At 67.9% G+C, this 20,764-nt stretch carries 19 protein-coding genes; 18 read left to right on the plus strand and 1 reads right to left on the minus strand.

The window, feature by feature from the left end:
* Position 1 precedes the first annotated feature (1 nt).
* The 12 genes from gspG to pncB all read left to right on the plus strand — a co-directional run bounded on the left by gspG (position 2) and on the right by pncB (position 11,239).
* Positions 2-445 carry a type II secretion system major pseudopilin GspG gene (gene gspG, locus AC5P74_RS12140; RefSeq protein ID WP_005415225.1) on the plus strand — a complete coding sequence of 148 codons (444 nt, stop codon included), beginning with the start codon at positions 2-4 and terminating at the stop codon, positions 443-445.
* Between the two features lie 6 nt (positions 446-451).
* Entirely contained in the window at positions 452-946 is a 495-nt protein-coding gene (gene xpsH / locus AC5P74_RS12145; RefSeq protein WP_005415226.1) for a type II secretion system protein XpsH, read from the plus strand.
* Positions 943-1,362: a type II secretion system protein XpsI gene (gene xpsI, locus AC5P74_RS12150; RefSeq protein WP_005415227.1), complete on the plus strand. Its 420-nt coding sequence runs from the start codon at positions 943-945 to the stop codon at positions 1,360-1,362. The genes xpsH and xpsI overlap by 4 nt, the downstream gene beginning before the upstream one ends.
* Complete coding sequence (locus AC5P74_RS12155; RefSeq protein ID WP_346607329.1) at positions 1,359-1,991, plus strand: type II secretion system protein J; 633 nt, start codon at positions 1,359-1,361, stop codon at positions 1,989-1,991. The genes xpsI and AC5P74_RS12155 overlap by 4 nt, the downstream gene beginning before the upstream one ends.
* On the plus strand, positions 1,988-2,851 hold the full coding sequence (locus AC5P74_RS12160; RefSeq protein ID WP_346607330.1) for a type II secretion system minor pseudopilin: 864 nt from the start codon (positions 1,988-1,990) through the stop codon (positions 2,849-2,851). The genes AC5P74_RS12155 and AC5P74_RS12160 overlap by 4 nt, the downstream gene beginning before the upstream one ends.
* Positions 2,848-3,993, plus strand: coding sequence for a PilN domain-containing protein (locus AC5P74_RS12165; protein ID WP_495204955.1), 1,146 nt, complete (start codon positions 2,848-2,850; stop codon positions 3,991-3,993). The genes AC5P74_RS12160 and AC5P74_RS12165 overlap by 4 nt, the downstream gene beginning before the upstream one ends.
* Positions 3,968-4,684 (plus strand): type II secretion system protein GspM, encoded by a 717-nt coding sequence (gene gspM, locus AC5P74_RS12170; RefSeq protein ID WP_053499714.1) that lies wholly within the window; start codon positions 3,968-3,970, stop codon positions 4,682-4,684. Before AC5P74_RS12165 ends, gspM begins: the two co-directional genes overlap by 26 nt.
* The gene (locus tag AC5P74_RS12175; RefSeq protein WP_070489720.1) at positions 4,674-5,462 is read left to right on the plus strand and encodes a type II secretion system protein, XpsN-like; all 789 of its coding nucleotides are present in this window, start codon (positions 4,674-4,676) and stop codon (positions 5,460-5,462) included. The genes gspM and AC5P74_RS12175 overlap by 11 nt, the downstream gene beginning before the upstream one ends.
* Before the next feature lie 9 nt (positions 5,463-5,471).
* Positions 5,472-7,673: a type II secretion system secretin GspD gene (gene gspD, locus AC5P74_RS12180; RefSeq protein ID WP_053499718.1), complete on the plus strand. Its 2,202-nt coding sequence runs from the start codon at positions 5,472-5,474 to the stop codon at positions 7,671-7,673.
* A 591-nt stretch (positions 7,674-8,264) separates the two neighbouring features.
* Complete coding sequence (locus AC5P74_RS12185; protein WP_065196237.1) at positions 8,265-9,116, plus strand: glycosyltransferase family 2 protein; 852 nt, start codon at positions 8,265-8,267, stop codon at positions 9,114-9,116.
* Entirely contained in the window at positions 9,113-9,952 is an 840-nt protein-coding gene (locus AC5P74_RS12190; protein ID WP_053498088.1) for a glycosyltransferase family 2 protein, read from the plus strand. The genes AC5P74_RS12185 and AC5P74_RS12190 overlap by 4 nt, the downstream gene beginning before the upstream one ends.
* A 108-nt stretch (positions 9,953-10,060) precedes the next feature.
* A complete protein-coding gene (gene pncB, locus AC5P74_RS12195) occupies positions 10,061-11,239 on the plus strand; it encodes a nicotinate phosphoribosyltransferase (protein WP_005415236.1) in 1,179 nt (392 codons plus the stop codon).
* Positions 11,240-11,249: 10 nt separating this feature from the next.
* On the opposite strand, the gene AC5P74_RS12200 is transcribed toward pncB, so the two are convergent.
* The gene (locus AC5P74_RS12200) at positions 11,250-11,615 is read right to left on the minus strand and encodes a hypothetical protein (RefSeq protein ID WP_070488750.1); all 366 of its coding nucleotides are present in this window, start codon (positions 11,613-11,615) and stop codon (positions 11,250-11,252) included.
* A gap of 459 nt (positions 11,616-12,074) precedes the next feature.
* Between AC5P74_RS12200 and AC5P74_RS12205 the strand changes: the two genes are divergently transcribed.
* The 6 genes from AC5P74_RS12205 to AC5P74_RS12230 all read left to right on the plus strand — a co-directional run bounded on the left by AC5P74_RS12205 (position 12,075) and on the right by AC5P74_RS12230 (position 20,759).
* The gene (locus AC5P74_RS12205) at positions 12,075-12,614 is read left to right on the plus strand and encodes a fimbrial protein (protein WP_005415238.1); all 540 of its coding nucleotides are present in this window, start codon (positions 12,075-12,077) and stop codon (positions 12,612-12,614) included.
* Between the two features lie 85 nt (positions 12,615-12,699).
* The gene (locus AC5P74_RS12210; RefSeq protein ID WP_005415239.1) at positions 12,700-13,428 is read left to right on the plus strand and encodes a fimbrial biogenesis chaperone; all 729 of its coding nucleotides are present in this window, start codon (positions 12,700-12,702) and stop codon (positions 13,426-13,428) included.
* A 92-nt stretch (positions 13,429-13,520) separates the two neighbouring features.
* On the plus strand, positions 13,521-16,085 hold the full coding sequence (locus AC5P74_RS12215) for a fimbria/pilus outer membrane usher protein (RefSeq protein WP_005415240.1): 2,565 nt from the start codon (positions 13,521-13,523) through the stop codon (positions 16,083-16,085).
* A complete protein-coding gene (locus AC5P74_RS12220; protein ID WP_206620183.1) occupies positions 16,076-17,110 on the plus strand; it encodes a fimbrial protein in 1,035 nt (344 codons plus the stop codon). Before AC5P74_RS12215 ends, AC5P74_RS12220 begins: the two co-directional genes overlap by 10 nt.
* Positions 17,111-17,376: 266 nt before the next feature.
* Positions 17,377-18,561, plus strand: coding sequence for a non-hydrolyzing UDP-N-acetylglucosamine 2-epimerase (gene wecB / locus AC5P74_RS12225; protein ID WP_346607332.1), 1,185 nt, complete (start codon positions 17,377-17,379; stop codon positions 18,559-18,561).
* A complete protein-coding gene (locus tag AC5P74_RS12230) occupies positions 18,558-20,759 on the plus strand; it encodes a hypothetical protein (RefSeq protein ID WP_346607333.1) in 2,202 nt (733 codons plus the stop codon). Before wecB ends, AC5P74_RS12230 begins: the two co-directional genes overlap by 4 nt.
* The last annotated feature ends 5 nt before the right edge of the window (positions 20,760-20,764 follow it).

A 20,764-nucleotide genomic window follows, 5' to 3' on the forward strand; every position in this document is an offset into this window, starting at 1 on the left:
CATGATTGCCCGTCGCCGACCGATCCGCCTTTCCTTCACCGCCGCGCGCAACCAGTCGGGCATGAGCCTGCTGGAAATCATCATCGTCATCGTGCTGATCGGCGCGGTGCTGACCCTGGTCGCCAGCCGCGTACTGGGCGGTGCCGACCGTGGCAAGGCCAACATCGCCAAGGCGCAGGTGCAGACCGTGGCGTCCAAGATCGACAACTACCAGATCGACACCGGCAAGCTGCCCGGCTCGCTCAATGACCTGGTGACCGCACCGGCCGGTGTTGGCGGCTGGCTCGGCCCGTACGCCAAGCCGGCCGACCTGAACGACCCGTGGGGCCACGCCCTGGAATACCGCGCACCGGGCGAAGGCCAGCCGTATGAGCTGGTCAGCCTGGGCAAGGATGGCAAGGCCGGCGGTAGCAGCGTCGACGCTGACATCCGCTACCAGCCGTAACCGCGCATGACGTATTTCCTGCCGCGCCGGTTGCCCCACCCGCGCCTGCACGGCAGGCGCGCGGCGGGACTGTCGCTGCTGGAAATGCTGCTGGTGATCGCACTGATCGCTGCGATCGGCCTGATCACCGCCGCTGGCCTGTCGCGCGGTTTCGCCGGCATGCAGCTGCGCAGCGCCGGCAAGGACATCGCCAACCAGCTGCGCATGGTGCGCGCGCAGGCAATCGCCCGCGGCGAACCGCAGCGCTTCGTCATCGAGCCGGCGCGGCGGCGCTGGGAGGGCGCCAACCAGCGCCACGGTGAGGTGCCCGCACAGCTGCAGGTGCAGTTCGAAGGCGCCGCGCAGCTGGCCACCGCGCCGGGGCAGGGCGTGATCGAATTTCATCCCGATGGTGGCTCCAGCGGCGGCCGCATCCGGTTGCAGCGCGACGGCGCCGAATGGCGCGTCGACGTCGGCTGGCTCACCGGTGAGGTCCGCTCCGGCCCCTGGCGGGCGCAATGAAGCGGCGCGCGCGTGGCTTCACCCTGCTGGAAGTGATCATCGCCTTCGCCCTGCTGGGCCTGGCGTTGACCCTGCTGCTGGGCAGCCTGTCCGGCGGCGCAAAACAGGTGCGCGATGCCGAGCTGCGCACGCGCGCGGTGCTGCATGCACAGTCGTTGCTGGCCGAGGCCGGCGTCGACGCACCGCTGCAGGTGGGCAGCCAGCAGGGTGACTGGGAACAGGGGCGCTATCACTGGGAACTGCAGGTTCAGCCGTGGGTGGAACCACGCGCTGGCAATGTCGTGCAGGCCACGTCACCGGGGACCCCATGGCTGGCAGAGCTGCAATTGCAGGTGCGTTGGGGTGACAGCGAGCGCGAGCAGCTGCGCTGGCGCAGCCTGCGCCTGTTGCCGCCCGATCTGGAGAATGCCCGGTGAGGCGCCGCGCCGCAGGTTTCACCCTGGTCGAAGTGATGCTGGCCACCGTGCTGCTGGCCGGCGGCCTGGCGTTGGCCTTTGCCAGCGTGCGCTCGGCGATGGCGGTCAGCCAGCGTGGCGAGCAGATCGCCGCCGAGAGCGAACGCATGCGCGCGGTCGAGTCCTTGCTTCGCAGGCAGCTGGCGGGCGCGTTGCGCACCCCGCTGGAGGTTCCGGACCCCACCCGCGAACCGATCTTCTTCCAAGGGGAGGAGCAACGCATGTTGTTCGCCGCCGACCTGCCCGGATACCTCGGCCGTGGCGGCCCCTACCTGCACGCGCTGCAGGTCGACGGACGCGATGGCCAACAGCGCCTGCTGCTGGAGCTGGTGCTGCTGCAGGAAGGCGAGCGCATCGCCGAGAATCCGCCGCGCCTGCCCGAGGTGCTGGTGGAGAACCTGAAGTCGGTGCAGCTGCGCTATCGGGGTATCGATGCCAGCACTGGGCAGGTGACCGACTGGATGCCGCGCTGGGACGACACCCGCCGCCTGCCGATGCTGGTGGAGATCCAGATCGTGCCGGCCCGTGGAGCGCCGTGGCCACCGCTGGTGGTGGCGCTGCGCGCAGGTGGCAGCGGAGGCGCGCGATGAGGCGTCAGGTTGGGGCGGCATTGGTGCTGGTGCTGTGGCTGATCGCGTTGATGACCGCGCTGGTCGGCGCATTCGCGCTGAGCGCACGGGTCGAACACCTGCAGCAGCGCGTGCTGGATGACGATGCACGCGGGCAGGAACGTGCGCGTGCCGGCCTCGAATATGCCCTGCTGCGCCTGTCGGCCGATCCGCAGCGCGCGCCCTGGCGTGCCGATGGCCGGACCTATCGCTGGCAGTTCGACGACGCCAGCATCGAGATCAAGGTGCTGGACGAGAACGGCAAGATCAACCTGAACCTGGCCGATGCCGCGCTGCTGGCCGCCTTCCTCAAGGCGCTGGGTGAAGACGATGCCCAGGCCCGGCAGCTGGCCGCGGCCATCATCGACTGGCGTGACGAGGACAGCCTGCTGCAGCCGGGCGGTGGTGCTGAAGCGCAGGACTACGCCGCAGCCGGGTTGCCCTATGGCCCACGCAACAAGCGCTTCGAGACCCTGGGCGAGCTGCAGCGCGTGCTGGGCATGCGCGGCACGCTGTACCGGGCGATGTTGCCGCACCTGACCCTGTACAGCCGCCAGGCCCGGCCGGATCCGCAGTTCGCCAGTGCGCCGGTGCTGACCGCGCTGGGGCTGGATGCGGACAGGGTGATGGCGCAGCGCGCACAGCAGGAGCGTGATGCAGATTCCGCTGGTGGTACGACAACGCTTGCCAGCAGCAGCGGCACCTATAGTATCGAGTCCGCTGCCATCGACAGCAGTGGACGCAGGTCGGTGTTGCAGGCAGTGGTACGCAGTGGCTCGGGCGGGGTTCCCGGGCGGACCTACACAGTGCTTCGCTGGGAGCAGGGAATGACAGCAAGATGACGGCGTGGCAGGACAGTCTGCGGCAAGTGCAGGGCCGGATCGGCCCGGGTGCTGGCCGCTTCCTGCGCTGGTGGCGGCAGTCGCTGCTGGCCTGGGTACCGGTGCGCTGGCAATGGGCGTTGGGCTGGGGCCAGGCCCGCCTGTTGCTGCAGCCTGAGAGCGACCAGCTGCAGGTCTGGCGTGAGGCCGGTGAACGCCGCGAAGTGGTGGCGCGCCTGCCGTGGCCGCTGTCGCCGGTGGAACTGGACCGGGTACTCGAGCCGCGCCTGCGCAGCCTGCCCCGGGTGTGGCTGCTGCCCGCGGCGGATGTGCTGCGGCGCACGCTGCGCCTGCCCGCCGCGGCGGCCGACCGCCGGCGTGCCGTGGTCGGCTTCGAAATCGACCGGCAGACCCCGTTCGAAGCGTCCCAGGTCAGCTATGACGTGCGTGAACTCGGCGCGGGCGGCGAAGGGCAGTTGCAGGTCGAACTGGTGGCGTGGCCACTGCGGCAGCTGGAAGCATGGCGCGCGCGGGTGAGCCAATGGGCCGATGCGCTGGCCGGCGTCGATGCCATCGATGCGCAGGGCAACGTGTTGCAGGTGAACCTGCTGCCGCCCGCGCAGCGCCAATTGCGGCCAGACCCGATGCGGCGCTGGAACCTGCTGCTGGCAGCGGCATCCATCGTGATGCTGGTACTGGCCGCGGTGCAGTTGCTGGACAACCGCCAGGCCGCCGCCGACGAACTGCGTGCGCAGGTCGAGCGCAGCGCGCGCAGCGCGCGTGGCGTGGCCAGCGAACGCGCGCAGCTGCAGGCGCTGATCGATGGTGCTGCATTCCTTGAGAAGCAGCGCAGCCAGCGCGCCGGTACGGTGGAGATCTGGAACGAACTGACCCGGCGCCTGCCGGAAGGCACCTATCTGGAAAAGCTGGCGATCGAGAACAACAACCTGCAGCTGATCGGCCTGAGCCGCGAAGCATCGCAGCTGGTGCAGCTGCTGCAGGACGCACCGCAGTGGCGCAAGGTCAACTTGACCGGGGTGCTGCAGGCCGATGGCGCAGCCAGTGGCCGCGACCGCTTCACCATGACCGCCGAACTGCAGCCGTTGCCGGCCGCAGCACCGACCCCGGAGGCGGCCGATGCCGATGCCAAGCGCACGCCGTGATCGCTGGTTGGCGCTGGCACTGCTGCTGGCAGTGCTGGGCCTGGCTTATCTGCTGCTGGTGCACCCCTGGTTCACCCAGCCGCTGCGTGCGATCGATGCCGATGTCGCCGCCCTGCGCGAACGCGAGTCGCGCGTGCAGGCGCAGCTGCAGCAGCAGCCACAGATCGAACAGCGCCTGCGTGCAACCCGCGAGGCCCTGCAGCAGCGGCCAGGCTTCCTGCGCGAAGCCACTGCCGAAGCTGCCGCCGCTGCATTGGGCGCCCGGCTGCAGGATGCGGTGGCGATGGCCAGCCCGGGCAACCGCAGCTGCACCATCAGCAACCGCACGCCGCTGACCGACAACCGGCGCGATGCCGAGTTCGTGCGCGTCGCCATGCAGGTGCGCCTGCGCTGCGGCGTGGCTGAACTGGCCACCGTGCTGCACAGCCTCGAAACCGGCAGCCCCCGCCTGTTCGTCGACAACCTCAACCTGATCGCGCAGCGCTTCCAGCAATCGCCGAACGAATCCGGGCTGGGCCTGGATGTGTCCTTCGAGCTGGCCGGCTATCTGCTGCCAGGCGCCGCCGCCGCCGATGGCACGGTACCGGCACCCGCTGCGGCACCGGCACCGTCCACGTCGCCGGCCGAGGCCACGCCTGCGCCCCAGCCGGCGCCCCCGTCCGAAGGGCCGGAGGTGGCCGATGAAGCTTGAGCAGATCAGCCTGCGTACCGGCTTCCTGCTGGCACTGGCCGGCTGGGCGGCGGCGGTCTGGCTGTCAACCGTCTTCGGGCTGGGCAGCCAGCTGCCGGGCGCCGACGGTGATGCCGACGCCGCGCCATCGCTGCCATCGTTGCCGCCGCTGGCGGCCGAGCGCATGGCCAGCGCCGACAGCTACAGCGCGATCGGTGAGCGCCCGCTGTTCGCCGAAGACCGCAGACCGCGGCCCTATCTGCTGGGCGGCAGCGAACCGGCGGCCAGTGCCGCGTTGCGCCTGACCGGCGTGCTGCTGACCGGCGATTTCGGCATGGCCACGTTCACCACCGAACAGAACCGCTCGCTGCGCCTGCGCCTGAACGGCGAAGCCGTGGATGGCTGGCAGCTGGTGGCGCTGCAGCCGCGCCAGGCCACGGTGATCGGCCCCGGTGGCAACCAGGTCCTGGAACTGGCGGTGTTCAACGGCCAGGGCGGCGAGCCGCCGACGGTGCTGCGCGGTGCCAACGGTGTACCGCCTGCAGGCGCGATCGTTGTGCCGCCTTCGGCGGGTGCTCCGCCGGCGCCGCCCCCGGCCGCGGCAACCCCATCGACGCCGCCCGCCGGCAATGCCCCCACGCCTGCGGCGTCAGCTGCAAAAACACCACCGGCCAACAACAATGGTCCCAGCGAAGCGCAGATGCAGGCCATCCGCGAACGCATCCAGGCCCGTCGCCGCCAGCTGCAGCAACAGCAGCAACAACCGTCGCCGCCCCCGGGCGATGGCACCAACCGATAGAGTGAATGCATGAACCTGCGTTTTCTTCCCTGGTCCTTTGCCCTCGCGCTGCTGGTCGGCTGCAGTACGGTGTCCGCGCCGCACGTGCAGCGCAACGGCAACCTGTCGCCCAGCGCCGATGCCGGCCAAGCGGCCGACGTCGCCGCTGATGCCGCCCGCGAGAGCCAGGGCGCACCGCAGGCGGTGATCCGCCGCGGCACCGGCACCATGATCAACCGTGAGGCCGCGCGCGCACCGGCACCGGCGCTGCATGGCGCCAGCACCGGCGAGGCCACCTTCAACTTCGAAGGCGAATCGCTGCATGCGGTAGTCAAGGCCATCCTTGGTGACATGCTTGGCCAGAACTACGTGATCGCACCGGGCGTGCAGGGCACGGTCACCCTGGCCACGCCCAAGCCGGTCTCGCCGGCGCAGGCGCTGAACCTGCTGGAGATGGTGCTGGGCTGGAACAACGCGCGCATGGTCTACAGCGGCGGCCGCTACAACATCGTCGCCGCCGACCAGGCGCTGGCCGGCACGGTCGCGCCGAGCACCGCGCCGGCGGCCAGCGCACGCGGCTTCGAGGTCCGCGTGGTCCCCCTGCAGTTCATCTCCGCCACCGAGATGAAGAAGGTGCTGGAGCCGTACGCGCGCCCCAACGCCATCGTCAACGTGGACAGCGGCCGCAACGTGATCACCCTCGGTGGTACGCGCGCAGAACTGGAAAATTACCTGCGCACCGTCGAGATCTTCGACGTCGACTGGTTGTCGGGCATGTCGGTGGGCGTGTTCCCGATCCAGTCGGGCAAGGCTGAGCAGGTCGCGGCCGACCTGGAAAAGGTGTTCGGCGAAGAGAGCAAGACGCCCAGTGCCGGCATGTTCCGTTTCCTGCCGCTGGAGAACGCCAACGCCGTGCTGGTGATCACGCCGCAGGTACGCTACCTGGACCAGATCCAGCAGTGGCTGGATCGCATCGACACCGCAGGTGGCAGCGCCCGCCTGTTCTCCTACGAGCTGCGCTACATCAAGGCACGCGACCTGGCCGAACGCCTCAGCGAGGCCTTCGCCAGCAGTGGCAACCGCGGCGGCTCCGGCCCGGCCTCACTGGCGCCGGGCGCCATCCCGTCGCAGCTGGGCGGTGACGGCGATCGTGGCATGGACAACAACAGCAGCACCCTCGGCTCGACGCTGGGCGGGAGCAGTGGCAGTGGCAGCAGCAACGGCAGCCTGAACCTGCCGCAGCGCCAGCCCGGCAACGTCAGTGTCAGCCTGGAAGTGGAGGGCGACCGCGTCGGCGTGTCGGCGGTGGAGGAGACCAACACCCTGCTGGTTCGCTCGACGCCGCAGGCCTGGCGCTCGATCCGCGAGGTGATCGAAAAGCTGGACGTGATGCCGCTGCAGGTGCACATCGAGGCACAGGTGGCCGAAGTCGCGCTGACCGGTGACCTGAAGTATGGCGTGAACTGGTTCTTCGACAACGCCGTGGCTGGTCGCGCGCTGACCGGCGCACTGGCAGGCCTGACCCTGCCGCCGGCAGCGGGCGGTTCGTGGAATACCTTCGCCGGCGGTGTCACCGGCAACGACGGCGTGGGCTGGGCGTTCACCGGCCACAACGCGGCCGCCGTGGTCAGCGCGCTGGACAAGGTCACCGACCTGCGCCTGCTGCAGACACCGTCGGTGTTCGTGCGCAACAACGCCGAGGCCACGCTCAACGTTGGCGACAAGGTGCCGATCAACACCACCACGGTGAACACCGGCGTGGGCACCAGCACCTACAGCTCGGTGCAGTACATCGACACGGGCGTGATCCTCAAGGTACGCCCGCGCGTGACCCGCGATGGCACTGTGTTCCTGGATATCGTGCAGGAGGTCAGCAGCGCCTCCGACGTGCCGGACGCCTGCAACCCGAACGAGCGCAACTGCAACCCGCGCATCTCGACCAAGAAGCTGTCCACCGAAGCGGCGGTACAGAGCGGCGACACCATCATGCTGGCGGGCCTGATCACCGACTCGGCCACCGATGGCAGCAGCGGCATTCCGGGCCTGAGCAGGATCCCGGTGGTCGGTGCGTTGTTCGGGCAGAAGACCCGCACCAGCCGTCGTTCGGAAGTGATCGTGCTGCTGACCCCGACCATCGTCCGCAACAGCCAGGAATCGCGCAACCTGACCGATGAGTACAGCAAGCGCTTCCGCGCGATGGAGCCGCTGAACCAGCCGCGCGCAAAGAAGTAAGGGGTTTGCGGCCGGGCTGCGCCCGGCACCCGCAGAGGCCGGAGCCAGAGCCAGAGCCGGAGCAACGGCAACAGCGGGTTTACTGAGGGGTGGCGGGGCGGTGTGGGTTGGCAGGACACGCCGTAAACCCGTCCCTGGGGGCTCGATGGCGCCATCCATGGCGCCAACGGTCCTGCCAACCCACACCGCCCCACCGTCTGACAGATCCCCGCGGCTGTTGGTAGGTGTCGACCTTGGTCGACACGATCCACGCCATGCGTGGATGACTCTCCATCGAAATCGAATATTTCGAAATCTGTGAGATCTGAGCCGAGCATGGCTCGGCTCTACAGAAGAGCAGGCAGATCGCGGAAAACTGTCGCAGGCGGGGTGGGTCCGGTTGCGGGGGCGTGAGCCGCATGGATGCGGCGACCGAGCTTACATGGACGTACTTGCAGCGTCCCCCGCAACCGGACCCACCCCGCCATCCCACGGATAGCCGGCTTCTGCTGTTGCTTCGGCTTCGGCTCTGGCCTGAGGCGGGTGCCGGGTGCAACCCGGCCGATACCCTCCCGGTGCTACGCTGTGGCCACCGACAACCACGGAGGCGGGATGGGGGCGATCGTGTTGTTGCCGCTGTGCGTGGACGATGCCGCGCTCGACCGCTGCCTGGCCGCACTGGATGCCGGCACCGCGCCGGGCACCGCGGTCTGGCTGGCCGATGATGCGCAGGCAGGGCCGCGTGCGCAGGCCGTGGTCGAGCACTGGTTGGCGCATACGCCGCTGCAGGCCGAGTACACCCGGCGCGCGCGCCCACTGGGCGAGGTTGCCCATCTGGACGAGATGCTGCGCGCCTGCGATGGCCTGGACGTGGCCGTGCTGGCGCCGGACAGCGTGCCGTCGCCCGGTTGGTTGCAGCAGTTGCAGGATGCCTTCGCCCGCGATGCCGCCATCGCCACCGCGACCCCCTGGTGCAATGCCGGCGAGACCGCGGCGTGGCCACGGCTGGGCGAGATCAATCCCGAACCCCATGACCCGGCCTTGCTGGCGCATACCTGCGCCACGTTGCCGACGCTTCACCCGGAGCTGCCATCGGCGGTCACCCACGCGGTGCTGGTACGTGGCAACGCTCGCCGCCGTGCCGGTGGCCTGGACGTGGACAGCTATGCCGGCTGGAATGCCGCGCTGGTCGACCTGAGCCTGCGCATGGCGGGCCTGGGGTGGCGCAACGTGTTGTGCGAGACCGCGTTCGTCGGCCGGGCAGGAGAGGCGGTCAGCCGCGATGGCGATCTGGAGGCCCTGGCCGCGCGCTGGCCGGCCTGGGTGCCGCGGCTGGCCGATTTCCTGATGCACGATCCACTGCACGGTCTGCGTGCCGACCTGCAGCAGCGCATGCGGCAGGCGATAATGCCGAAGGAACAGGGCGACCTGTTTGTCCCGCCCGCGCCGGAGCCTCCCGTTTGAATGCAGCCATTGCCGCCATCGTCGTCACCTACCAGAGTGGCAGCACCATCGATGCCTGCCTGTCGCGCCTGCGCCAGGCGCAGGACATCGCCGAGATCCGGGTGATCGACAATGGTTCGCTGGATGGCACGCTGGACATCGTGCAGCGGCACGCCAGCCATGACCCGCGCGTGCGCTTCGTCGGCAATCCGGACAATCCCGGCTTTGCCGCCGCCAACAACCAGGGCGTGACCGACTCGCACAGCCCCTGGCTGGCCTTCATCAACCCGGACCTGATGATTGAGCCGGACACCCTGACCGAACTGCGCAGCCGTGGTGAGGTGCTGGGCGATTGCCTGCTGGGCGTGGAGCAGGTGGACGAGCACGGCCACGCCGATGAAGCGGTGCGCCGTCGCGATCCGGATTTCCTGCTGATGCTGCGCTCGCCGGGCAAGGGTTCGAAGCTGGCGGTTCCGCGCGATCCGCATCAGGCCGTGCAGCCGGTGCCGGCGTTGTCCGGTGCGCTGCTGATGATGCCGCGTACCCTGTTCGAGCGCATCGGTGGCTGGGATGCGGGTTACCGCCTGCATGCCGAGGACCTGGATCTGTGCCGCCGCGCACGCGAGGCCGGCGCGGTGGTGGCGATCGCCAACGACCTGCAGGTTACCCATGTGCGCGGCGTCTCCAGCCGCTCGCGGCCATTCTTCGTGGAATGGCACAAGCACAGGGGGCTGTGGCGTTACTTCCAGAAGTTCGAGGCCAGGCAGCGCTCGCTGCCGGTACGCGTTGCGGTGTGGGCCGCGATCTGGGCGCATGCGGCGATGCTGGTGCCGCGCCTGCTGCGCAGGTCGTTGTAGCGCCGCAGGAGCATCCACGCATGGCGTGGATCTACCAATGCTGTTCCCCGTGAGCCGAGTGTGGCCGCAGGCACCCCGGTTCACCCTGCCGGGCGCATAATCCGCCTCATGCCTATCATCCAGTCCCTGCTCGACACCGACCTGTACAAGTTCACCATGATGCAGGCGGTGCTGCACCAGCACCCCGGCGCCCAGGTGCAGTACCGGTTCAAGTGCCGTACGCCCGGCATTGACCTGGCCCGCTACATCGACCAGATCGACGAAGAAATCGACCACCTGTGCAGCCTGCGCTTCAGCGACGCGGAGCTGGACTACATGCGTGGCCTGCGCTTCGTGAAGCCGGATTTCGCCGATTTCCTCGGCCTGTTCCACCTCGACCGCAAGTACATCCAACTGCGTGCGTCGACGGCCGTGCCCGGCGAGATCGAACTGGACATCACCGGCCCGTGGCTGCACACCATCCTGTTTGAAGTGCCGCTGCTGGCGATCATCAACGAAGTCTGGTTCCGCAACACCACCACGGCCGACTTCGCCGAAGGCGAGCGCCGCCTGCAGGCCAAGGCCGCGCTGCTGCGCGATACCCCCGGCTTCGAACAATGCCGCATCGCCGACTATGGCAGCCGTCGCCGCTACTCGCGTGACTGGCATGCCCGGCTGCTGCCGCTGCTGCGCGACGCGCTCGGCCCGCAGCTGGTCGGCACCAGCAACGTCCACTTCGCGCGCCTGTACGGCATGACCCCGCACGGCACCATGGCCCACGAGTACCTGCAGGCGTTCCAGGCGCTCGGCCCGCGCCTGCGTGATTCGCAGGTGGCGGCACTGGAATCCTGGGCGCGCGAGTACCGCGGCGACCTCGGCATCGCGTTGTCCGATGTGGTCGGCCTGGACGCGTTCCTGCGCGACTTCGACATGTATTTCTGCAAGCTGTTCGACGGTGTGCGCCATGACTCAGGCGATCCGTTCGACTGGGGTGACCGCATGCTGGCGCACTTCCAGCAGCGCCGGGTCGATCCGCGCAGCAAGGTGCTGGTGTTCAGCGATGGGCTCGACATCGCCAAGGTCATGCGCCTGTACGACTACTTCCGCGGTCGCTGCCAGGTCGCGTTCGGTGTCGGCACCCACCTGACCAATGACCTGGGCCCGACACCGCTCAACATCGTCATCAAGATGGTCCGCTGCAACGGCCAGCCGGTGGCCAAGCTCAGCGATTCGCCGGGCAAGAGCATGTGCGACGACCCGGGTTACTTGGCCTACCTGCGCCAGGTCTTCGAGCTGCCGCCGGCGTAAATACGTCGGCTTACAGGTAGTCGACCACCACCAGGTAGGCGCCCTGCAGCGGCTGCTGCTTCGAAGCCTGCACGCTGTAACGCTCGGAGAAGGCGATATCGCCGGCGCGCATCGCGCTGGCCGACACCGACAGCTTCTGGCCCTGGCGCTTGCCATCGCGCAGCGTCGCGGCCTGGCCATCGGCCAGTGCCGTCACTTCCACCGTCGAGCCCTTGGCCGACGGCGGGCAGGCCGCCAGGCTCAGCTCACCCTGGGACAGGTTCGTCGTGCAGCCCGGCTCGGCGATGCGGCCGCTGAAATGGATGCTGCCGCTGCTGGCCTGGGCCAGCGCACTGACGGACATCAGGGCCACACACAGCAGAATGGAATTCCTCATGACACGTTCTCTGGTTCGGTGTGTCCTAGTTAGCGACAGGTTCGATCCGCCTTTAATAGGACAAATCCGAATCTGCTAGGGCCATCACCAAGAAAGAGTGATGCGCATCAAATAAGGCGATTTCCGCTTGAAAAAAGCCTGTTTCCGCGCCTGCCGAACGCGCCTCTCAACGCGTCATCCACGGTCGGCCGCGATCTGGAGGCCCCGTCGTCAAATCTTTCACGCCTCCCTGGCGCAGATTCCGCCTATCACGTCACATTTAGAGCGTCAATGAATTGGCGTTCAGAAAAATAATGAGACTTTCATCACATTTGTGCATATACTTGCGTCACGGATTCAGGGGAAGGTATGTCCGAGTCCGGCCACAGGTGAGACGCAAGGATGGGTCTTGTTAGCCCGGCAGTGCTCCTTGCTTCCTCCTCTACTTCTCATCTCTTCAGTAGGGTTAGGTAAAAGCGAATGCACAAGATCAACCTCATTGCCGCTCTGATGCTGGCCGCCGCTCCGCTGGCCGCCAACGCCGCCGACGGCACCATCACCTTCAATGGCAAGGTGACCGACAAGACCTGCACCATCTCGACCCCGGGCGGCAAGGACTTCGCCGTGACCCTGCCGACCGTGTCGAAGAACACCCTGGCTACCGCCGGTGCCGTTGCGGGCCGTACCCCGTTCGCCATCAACCTGACCAAGTGCAGCGCCGGCAACGTCGCCACCTACTTCGAGCCGGGTTCGACCGTCGACTTCAACAGCGGCCGCCTGGTCAACCAGGCCTCGGCCAACGCTGCCACCAACGTGCAGCTGCAGCTGCTGGGCTCGAACAACCAGTTCCTGCCGATCAAGGCGGCTGGCGCTGGCCTGGCCCAGACCAACTCGCAGTGGGTCACCGTCGGCACCGACGGCTCGGCCGACCTGAACTACTACGCTGAGTACTACGCCACTGCCGCCGCCACCCCGGGCGACGTCACCAGCAGCGTCAAGTACACGATCATCTACAACTGATCGTAGCCGTACCCGCATTGGCCGGCGTACGCGCCGGCCAGTGCTCCGCGGCCCTTGGCCACACCCCTCGAGCGTAGTACTTCCGATGAAAGCACTCTTTCCCCGGGCGCTGCTGCTGGCAGCGTTCACGCTGCCCCTCTGCCAGAACGCACTGGCCGGCGTGGTGGTCAATGGCACGCGGGTGATCTACCCGGCACAGGCACGCGAAGTCACCGTGCAGGTCGACAACGTGGGCGACTCGCCCGCACTGGTCCAGGCCTGGATCGACAGTGGCGACGCCAACCAGACCGCCGATACCAGCGATGCTCCGTTCGTGCTGACGCCGCCGATCGCGCGCGTCGAGCCGGGCCGCAGCCAGGCGCTGCGCCTGATCTTCTCCGGCGCGCAGCTGCCGACCGATCGCGAGACGGTGTTCTGGCTCAATGTGCTGGACGTACCGCCGTCGCCGGACAACGCCGACAGTGGTGACCAGAATTACCTGCAGGTTGCGTTCCGTTCGCGCCTGAAGCTTTTCTACCGGCCGCAGGGCCTGAAGGGCGTCGCCAACGACGCACCGGCAGCGCTGCGCTGGACCCGCAATGGCGACCGCCTGCGGGTGGAAAACCCGAGCCCCTTCCACGTCACTCTGGCCGAAGTGCATGCCGTGACCGGCAGCAGCGAAAAAGCCGTCGAGGACAAGGGCGCGATGGTCGCGCCGAAGCAGAGCCTGGAGTTCGCCGCGCCGGCGGGCACCAACCAGGTGCGCTTCATCACCATCAACGATTACGGCGGCCGGGTCGAGCACACCGTCCGCCTCGACAGCACCGGGAGCTGAACGCGCCGCGCCGGCCATGGGCCTGCGCATCCCGCCACCGCCGCCGTGCGGCGAATTGAAGGAATGTCAGTGTGATCGGAAACAGATTGACATTGTCGATCCATCAGGCGCTTTGCCTGCTGGTTGTTGGCGCGGCCTGCCCAGGATGGGCGCTGGCTGCACCGGCCAATCTCGGCGAACAGGCGCTGATGGCGCAGAGTGGTGCGGCCAACGCGCGTGCACCGGAATCGGCCCAGTTCAATTCGAGCTTCCTGTCCGGCCAGGCCAAGCAGGTCGACCTGGCTGCCTTCAGCAACGGCAACCCGATGGTGGCCGGCAGTTACCGTGTCGATGTCTACGTCAACGGTGCCTGGCAGGGCCGTCGTGACCTGCAGTTCAAGGCCGATGCACAGGGCCGTGTCGACGCCTGCCTGCCGCTGCCGATGCTGGAAGAAATGGGCGTGGACAGCGAGGCCGTGCTGCTGCAGCAGGACCCGACGCTGCCGACCGACACGACCAGCTGCGTGCCGGTGCAGCAGCGCATGGCCAACGCCTATGGTGTCTACGACAGCGGCAACCTGCGCTACGACCTCAGCATCCCGCAGGTGTTCCTGCGCCGTGAGGCACGCGGCTACGTCAACCCGGCGCTGTGGGACCGCGGCATCAATGCCGGTTTCGTCGGCTACAGCTTCAATGCCATCGACAGCAACAGCCGTGTCGAAGGTGGCCAGCGCAACCGCAGTGCCTATCTCGGCCTCAATGCCGGCCTGAACCTGGGTGGCTGGCAGTTCCGCCACGACTCCAACCTGACCTGGTCCGAGGGTGACGGCCGCCATTGGCAGAGCATCGCCACCTACGCACAGCGCGGCATCCCGCAGGTGCGCGGCATGCTCACCATCGGTGAGGCCTACACCACCGGCGAGCTGTTCGACTCGATCGGCTACCGCGGTGCCAGCCTGGCCAGCGACGATCGCATGCTGCCCGATTCGCTGCGCGGTTACGCGCCGGTGGTGCGCGGCATCGCCGAGACCAACGCACGCATCGAAGTGCGCCAGAACCAGCAGCTGATCTACTCCTCCACCGTTTCGCCGGGCAACTTCGTCATCGATGACCTGTACCCGACCGGCTACGGCGGCGACCTGGAAGTGAGCGTGATCGAGGCCGATGGCCGCCGCCGCGAATTCAAGGTGCCGTTCGGCTCGGTGCCGCAGATGCTGCGCGAAGGCGTGTCGCGTTACTCGCTGACCGCCGGCCAGGTGCGCAACAAGCTGCTGGCCGACGAACCCTGGCTGGTGCAGGGCACCTACCAGCGCGGCATCGGCAACCAGCTGACCCTGTACGGCGGCAGCGCGCTGAGCGATGGCTACCTGTCGCTGCTGTACGGTGTCGGCCTGTCCACGCGGGTCGGTGCCTTCGCGGCAGACGTCACCCATGCACGCACCTCGTTCGACCACTACGGCAGCCACACCGGCGCCAGCGTGCGCTTGAGCTACAGCAACATGATCGGCGAGACCGGCACCAACCTGACCCTGGCCGCCTACCGTTACTCGACCGAAGGTTTCTACAGCCTGCAGGACGCGCTGTATGGCCGTGACTCGGACAAGCGCGGCATCGATCCGACCACCCGTGGTCGCCAGCGCAGCCAGTTCCAGGTGACCTTGAACCAGCCGCTGGGCCGTCGTGGCGGTGCGCTGTACGTGACCGGTTCGGTGCGTGACTTCTATGACCGCTCCGGCACCTCCAAGCAGTACCAGGTGGGCTACAACAACGCCTGGCGTTCGGTGAACTACGGCTTCTCGGCGCTGCGCACCGAAGAAGGCGTGCTCGGCCGTTCCGACACCCAGTACCTGCTGTCGATGAGCGTGCCGCTGGGCCGTGGTACCCACCCGGTGTCGTTCAGTGCCGATCTGGGCGTGCGCGACCGCGGTGGCTACGACAACAGCCGCGTCGGCATCACCGGTTCGGCCGGCGTCGACAACAACTTCAGCTACGGCGTGGCCCTGTCCGATTCCCGCGAGGGTGGCACCACGGCGGTCGGCAATGCCGAATACCGCAGCCGCTACTCCGCGTTGAATGCCACCTACAGCCACTCGCGTGATTTCCGCCAGGCCTCCGTCGGTGCCAACGGCAGCGTGGTGGTGCATCCGGGTGGCTTCACGTTCACCCCGCAGCGTGGCGACACCATGGTGCTGGTCGAGGCACCGGGCGCGCGCGATGCGATCGTCAGCAACGCCCCGGGCCTGCGCGTCGATGGCCGCGGCTACGCCGTGGTGCCGTACGTGTCGCCGTACCGCCTCAACACTGTCACCCTCGATCCGCAGGGCATGGCCCACGACGTCGAGCTGGAAAGCACCAGCCAGTCGATCGCACCGTTCGCCGGTGCCATCAGCTACCTGCGCTTCGATACCCGCAAGGGCAACGCGTTGCTGATCCAGGTACGCAACCCGGATGGCCGCAGCATGCCGTTCGGTGCACAGGTCAAGGATGAGCAGGGCCAGCCGGTCGGCATGGTCAGCCAGGGCGGCCGCCTGTACGTACGCAGTGAAAAGAACCAGGGCCGCCTGCTGGTGGAGTGGGGCGCCGGTGCCGACCAGCGCTGCACCATCGATTACCAGGTTCCGGCGGGCGCCGATGCGTCCAAGACCGGCTTCATTCCGCTGGAGGCAGCATGCCGATGATTTCTTCCCGTGGCCGCAAGGCGCTGACGGCCCTTGTACTGCTGGGTGGCGCACTGCTGGCACAGCAGGCCAGCGCGTCGTGCCGCATCCAGTCCAGCTGGTTCACCGCGCAGGACGTGACCATGGACATGGGCCAGATCGTGATCCTGCCCAGCACGCCGGTCGGTGGCGTGATCAAGGAGATCAGCGAACCGATCAACCAGCAGAACAGCGTGGCACGCTGCGACTGGTCCGGTGGCCGTTCCATCGGCGAGTACGTCAACGCCGCGCAGAAGCGTCCGGTAGCCGGCTTCTCGAACGTCTATGAAACCGATGTGGCGGGCGTGGGCATCCGCCTGTACCGCGACTCCGGCGCGATCCAGACCTACTATCCGCACACCATCAACTTCGCCAGCAACAGCACCATCTCGCTGGTCGGAGGCACGTTCCGCATCCAGCTGATCAAGACTGCGGCACAGACAGGCTCGGGCGTGATCGCACCGAATGGTCGCTTCACCACGTATTACTTCGACGGTGATGGCCCCGGCCGACCGGTGCTGACCTCCACCTTCAAGGGCTCGGGCACCACCGTGGTCAGCCCGACCTGCGAAGTGCAGGCCGGCAGCCGCAACATCGCCGTCGACTTCGGCAGCGTGCCCAACACCACCTTCACCGGTGTCGGTTCGCGCGCGGTCGATCGTGATTTCGAGATCCGCCTGAACTGCCAGGGCAGCAATGTTGCCGCCTACCAGAGCAAGATCGGCATCCGTCTCGATGCCGACCAGGACAGCTCGAACATGCCGGGCGTGCTAAAGCTCAGCGCGGCCACCAACAGCGCCACCCGCATCGGCATCCAGATGGTCCAGCGCGTTGGCACCACCGAGCGCGAAGTGCGCTTCGGCCAGACCATCAACGTCGGCACCACCGCGCCGGGGACCAGCGTCATGGCGCTGCCGCTGCGCGCGCGCTATGTGCAGACCCAGGCTGGCACAGTCGGCGCAGGTGTCGCGAACGGCCAGGCCACCTTCACCATCCAGTACGAGTAAGGCCGCCCGGGCGGCTGTCCCCGCTGCGTTCCGCCGCAACGTCGCCCGTCCCACGGGCGGCGTTGACTGCGTCTTGATCTTCCAACGATGAAGATCACTGCCACGACGCACGTACCATCAATCTAATGTGATGGACGTCGCGAATTTGGAGTTTCCTCATGAGGTGACCGTCTCCTGCCTGCGGGCATTGGGCGGGAACGCCGAAAGGATCCAGACGTGGCTACAGCTACTGGCATTCTCCAGCACGGTCCTTCCGGAGCACCCCGGTGAAGGTCCTGTCGGTGTTCGGCACCCGACCGGAAGCGATCAAGATGGGGCCGCTGGTGCGCGCCCTGGCCGAGGCTGCGGACATCGAATCGGTGGTCTGCATCACCGGCCAGCACCGGGCGATGCTCGACCAGGTGATGTCGCTGTTCGAGATCACCGCCGACCATGACCTGGATGTCATGGTGCCCAACCAGACCCTCAATGGCCTGTGTTCCAGGCTGTTCGAGCGGCTTGACGCGCTCTACACGCAGGTCCGCCCGGATCGCGTGCTGGTGCACGGCGATACCACCACGGCGATGACCGCCGGCCTGGCCGCGTTCCACCACCGCATTCCGATCGGCCATGTCGAGGCCGGCCTGCGCACCGGCGACATCAACCGGCCATGGCCGGAGGAGATGAACCGGCGGGTGATCGACGTGGTCGGTCATCAGCTGTATGCACCCACTCCCGGCTCGCGCGCCAACCTGGCCCGTGAGCATCTGGGCGGTCAGATCCTGGTCACCGGCAACACCGTCATCGATGCCCTGCAGCAGACCGTGCAGCGCCTGGATGCCGATCCGGCACTGCGTGCCCAGGCTGACGAACCCTTCCACATGCTCGACCCCGGGCGCCGCCTGCTGCTGGTCACCGGCCATCGCCGCGAGAGCTTCGGCCAGGGCTTCGAGGACATCTGCCGTGCGCTGGCCGAACTGGCCCAGCGGCCGGACCTGCAGGTGCTGTACCCGGTGCACCTCAATCCGAACGTGCAGGCACCGGTCAACGCACACCTGGGCAACCTCGACAACGTGCACCTGGTGCCGCCGCAGGACTACCTGCGCTTCGTGCGCCTGATGCAGCGCGCCGACGTCATCCTCACTGACTCCGGTGGCGTGCAGGAAGAAGCGCCGGCCTTGGCCAAGCCGGTGCTGGTGATGCGCGACGTCACCGAGCGCCCGGAGGCGGTCGAGGCCGGTGTGGTGACGCTGGTCGGGACCACGCCCTCGCGCATCGTCGAGGGGGTCAATGCGGCCCTGGCACAGCCACCGCAGCCGACCCGTTTCGACCCCGATGGCAGTCCCTATGGCGACGGCCGCGCCAGCGCCCGCATCGTCGCCGCCCTGCGTGGCGCCCCGCTTCCCGAATTCTCGCCCGGTCTCCGCAGCGGCGGTGCCGCCCACCACCCTCTCCATGAAGTGACGCCATGAGCCAGACCGGCCGCTGTCCCCTGTTTGTTTCCGCCGCCGCGTTCGTCCTGTCGTGCGCGGTTGGCAGTGCCCACGCCGCCGACAGCGTCGCCGGCCAGTTCGCAGAATGGAGCGGCGACAGCACGGTGAGCCGGCAGATGACCCTGCGCGAACTCGGCTTCCGCCAACCGCTGGTACTCAGTGGGCAGGCGAGCCAGCGCGAGGTCTACCTGCCGGTGCCGGCCGGTGTTGCCACCCGCGATGCGCAGCTGCAGCTCGATGGGCGCTATGTGCGTGGCCACGCCGGGCGCACTTCAGGCCTGTGGTCGGTGGATGGCGATCCGGTCGCCGCGCGTTCGATCACCGATGCCCAGGGCGATGCCAGCCAGCTGCTGGCCATCGATGGCGAACCCCGCCAGAACGGCTTCGTGCGGGTCGGTGTCGGCTGGTGGTCGATCGTGTCCGACTATCAATGTGCCGACCAGAGCGCGCCGGCCAATGTGCTGCGGTTGTCGCCGGATTCGCGCTTCAGCTACCGCTTCGATGGGCGTGCCGTGGATACCGTCGCCAAGGCCTGGGGCGCGCTGCCACCGCGGGTGCGCCTGCTGGTGGAGGGCAAGGCGCTGCAGGCGCCAACCTATGATGCCGCCTGGCGCATTGGTACCGCGTTGCAGGCCGGCGGCAAGCAGGTGCAGGTGGTGGCGCTGCCCAAGGTCGGCGACAGCGTCGACCTGGCCGGCATCAGCGTCCCGGCCAGCCTGCAGGGCGTGCCGGCCTATGCAGCGCTGGCTACGGGCGAACGCGTGCACGCGATCAAGGATCTGGCCGAAGTGGGGGCGCTGCTGTCGTTGCGTGACAGCGGGCCGCTTGCCGCCGATGTGATGATCGGCAGCGAGGCATTGCGCGCCGGCGTACGCGCAGCGCTGGACGCGCTGGCCGCACAGGTCGGCGCGGCGGGCACCGATGCGGGCGCAGCGTTTGCTGCGTGGCGCGGTACTGACATGAGCGGCCTGGAGAAGCCCGCCGCCAACGCTTCGGTCAGCGTGGTGGCCGTTGCGGGCCGTCCGACGCTGGTGGTCGACCCGGCGGCAGCGGGCAAGGTGGCCGGACTGTTCGCCGAACAGTGGCGCAGCTATGCGCTGGGCCGCAGCCTGCAGGTCAGCGCAGCAGGAACGCCCAAACTGGACGGTGACCAGGTACTGCTGAGCCGGCTCGGAAACATCGCCGGAACCATGGATGTGGTGACCCGCGCCGACCGCAGCGCCAGCTTCGATCTGGGCACGCTGTCGGCCGATGGCCGCCTGCCCGAGCAAGTGGTGATCGATGTCTCGGCGGCCCCCAATGCGGCGGGTCAGGGCGCGGTGGCCACGATCTACCTCAACGACTACCTGCTGGGCGGCAAGGTGCTGTCGGCCAACGGCCAACCGCAACGGCTGGTGGCCAGGGTACCGGCCTACGCGCTGTCGGCGCGCAACGAGATCCGTGTCAGCTTCCTGCGCCAACCGGCACGCCCCTACTGCCACGATCCGGCGACCGGCTATCCAGTCTCGATCCTGCCCAGCAGCCACCTGACCCTGGCCAAGCGCTCGCTGGGCAGTGATTTCGTCGGTGCCAGCAGCCAGCTGTCACGCGGCAACCAGGTGTTCGTGCCCGGCGCCTGGCTGCAGGATGCAGCGGCCTCGCTGGGCAAGGTCATCGCGGTGGCCAGTGCAGTGGGCGCCTCGCCGGAGGCGTCGGAACTGAAGGTGGTCGATGCCGGTGCCGCGGTCAGCCCGGGCGCGCCATGGCTGGCCTTCGGCGTTGCACCGGCCGGTGTCGATGTGGCCGGCCAGAAGGACGGCCACCTGCGGGTCGGTGGCACGTCGCAACCGCTGCTGGATGTCAGCGGCCTGGATCACGCCGCGGTGGTGCAGGTGGGATCGTCCGGCGGCCAGTTGGGCATTCTCTACAGCGACCTCGGTGCACAGGCACCGTCGTTCAGCGCGCCGTTCCGGTTGCTGCGCGGCGATCTTGCCGTGCTTGACGGCACTGATGTCGTGCGCGAATTCGACCGCCAGGATCCCTATGGCACGCGCCTCGCGCACGATGGCAATCCGCAATCGAAGTGGGAACGGCACATGGTCTGGTTGCTGCTGCTGGTCGGCGTGATCGTATTCGCGCTGCTGGCCGCCCGCGTCACCCAGGTGCGCCGCCGCAAGTCCGCCAACGCAGGACATTGATCCAC

It is taken from the genome of Stenotrophomonas sp. YJH_SMC_94-11 (assembly GCF_059370435.1).

Coding starts and splice junctions, on each gene's coding strand:
- gspG (WP_005415225.1), top strand. CDS start 2: ATGATTGCCCGTCGCCGACCGATCCGCCTTTCCTTCACCGCCGCGCGC.
- xpsH (WP_005415226.1), top strand. CDS start 452: ATGACGTATTTCCTGCCGCGCCGGTTGCCCCACCCGCGCCTGCACGGC.
- xpsI (WP_005415227.1), top strand. CDS start 943: ATGAAGCGGCGCGCGCGTGGCTTCACCCTGCTGGAAGTGATCATCGCC.
- AC5P74_RS12160 (WP_346607330.1), top strand. CDS start 1,988: ATGAGGCGTCAGGTTGGGGCGGCATTGGTGCTGGTGCTGTGGCTGATC.
- AC5P74_RS12165 (WP_495204955.1), top strand. CDS start 2,848: ATGACGGCGTGGCAGGACAGTCTGCGGCAAGTGCAGGGCCGGATCGGC.
- gspM (WP_053499714.1), top strand. CDS start 3,968: ATGCCGATGCCAAGCGCACGCCGTGATCGCTGGTTGGCGCTGGCACTG.
- AC5P74_RS12175 (WP_070489720.1), top strand. CDS start 4,674: ATGAAGCTTGAGCAGATCAGCCTGCGTACCGGCTTCCTGCTGGCACTG.
- gspD (WP_053499718.1), top strand. CDS start 5,472: ATGAACCTGCGTTTTCTTCCCTGGTCCTTTGCCCTCGCGCTGCTGGTC.
- AC5P74_RS12185 (WP_065196237.1), top strand. CDS start 8,265: ATGGGGGCGATCGTGTTGTTGCCGCTGTGCGTGGACGATGCCGCGCTC.
- pncB (WP_005415236.1), top strand. CDS start 10,061: ATGCCTATCATCCAGTCCCTGCTCGACACCGACCTGTACAAGTTCACC.
- AC5P74_RS12200 (WP_070488750.1), bottom strand. CDS start 11,615: ATGAGGAATTCCATTCTGCTGTGTGTGGCCCTGATGTCCGTCAGTGCG.
- AC5P74_RS12205 (WP_005415238.1), top strand. CDS start 12,075: ATGCACAAGATCAACCTCATTGCCGCTCTGATGCTGGCCGCCGCTCCG.
- AC5P74_RS12210 (WP_005415239.1), top strand. CDS start 12,700: ATGAAAGCACTCTTTCCCCGGGCGCTGCTGCTGGCAGCGTTCACGCTG.
- AC5P74_RS12220 (WP_206620183.1), top strand. CDS start 16,076: ATGCCGATGATTTCTTCCCGTGGCCGCAAGGCGCTGACGGCCCTTGTA.
- AC5P74_RS12230 (WP_346607333.1), top strand. CDS start 18,558: ATGAGCCAGACCGGCCGCTGTCCCCTGTTTGTTTCCGCCGCCGCGTTC.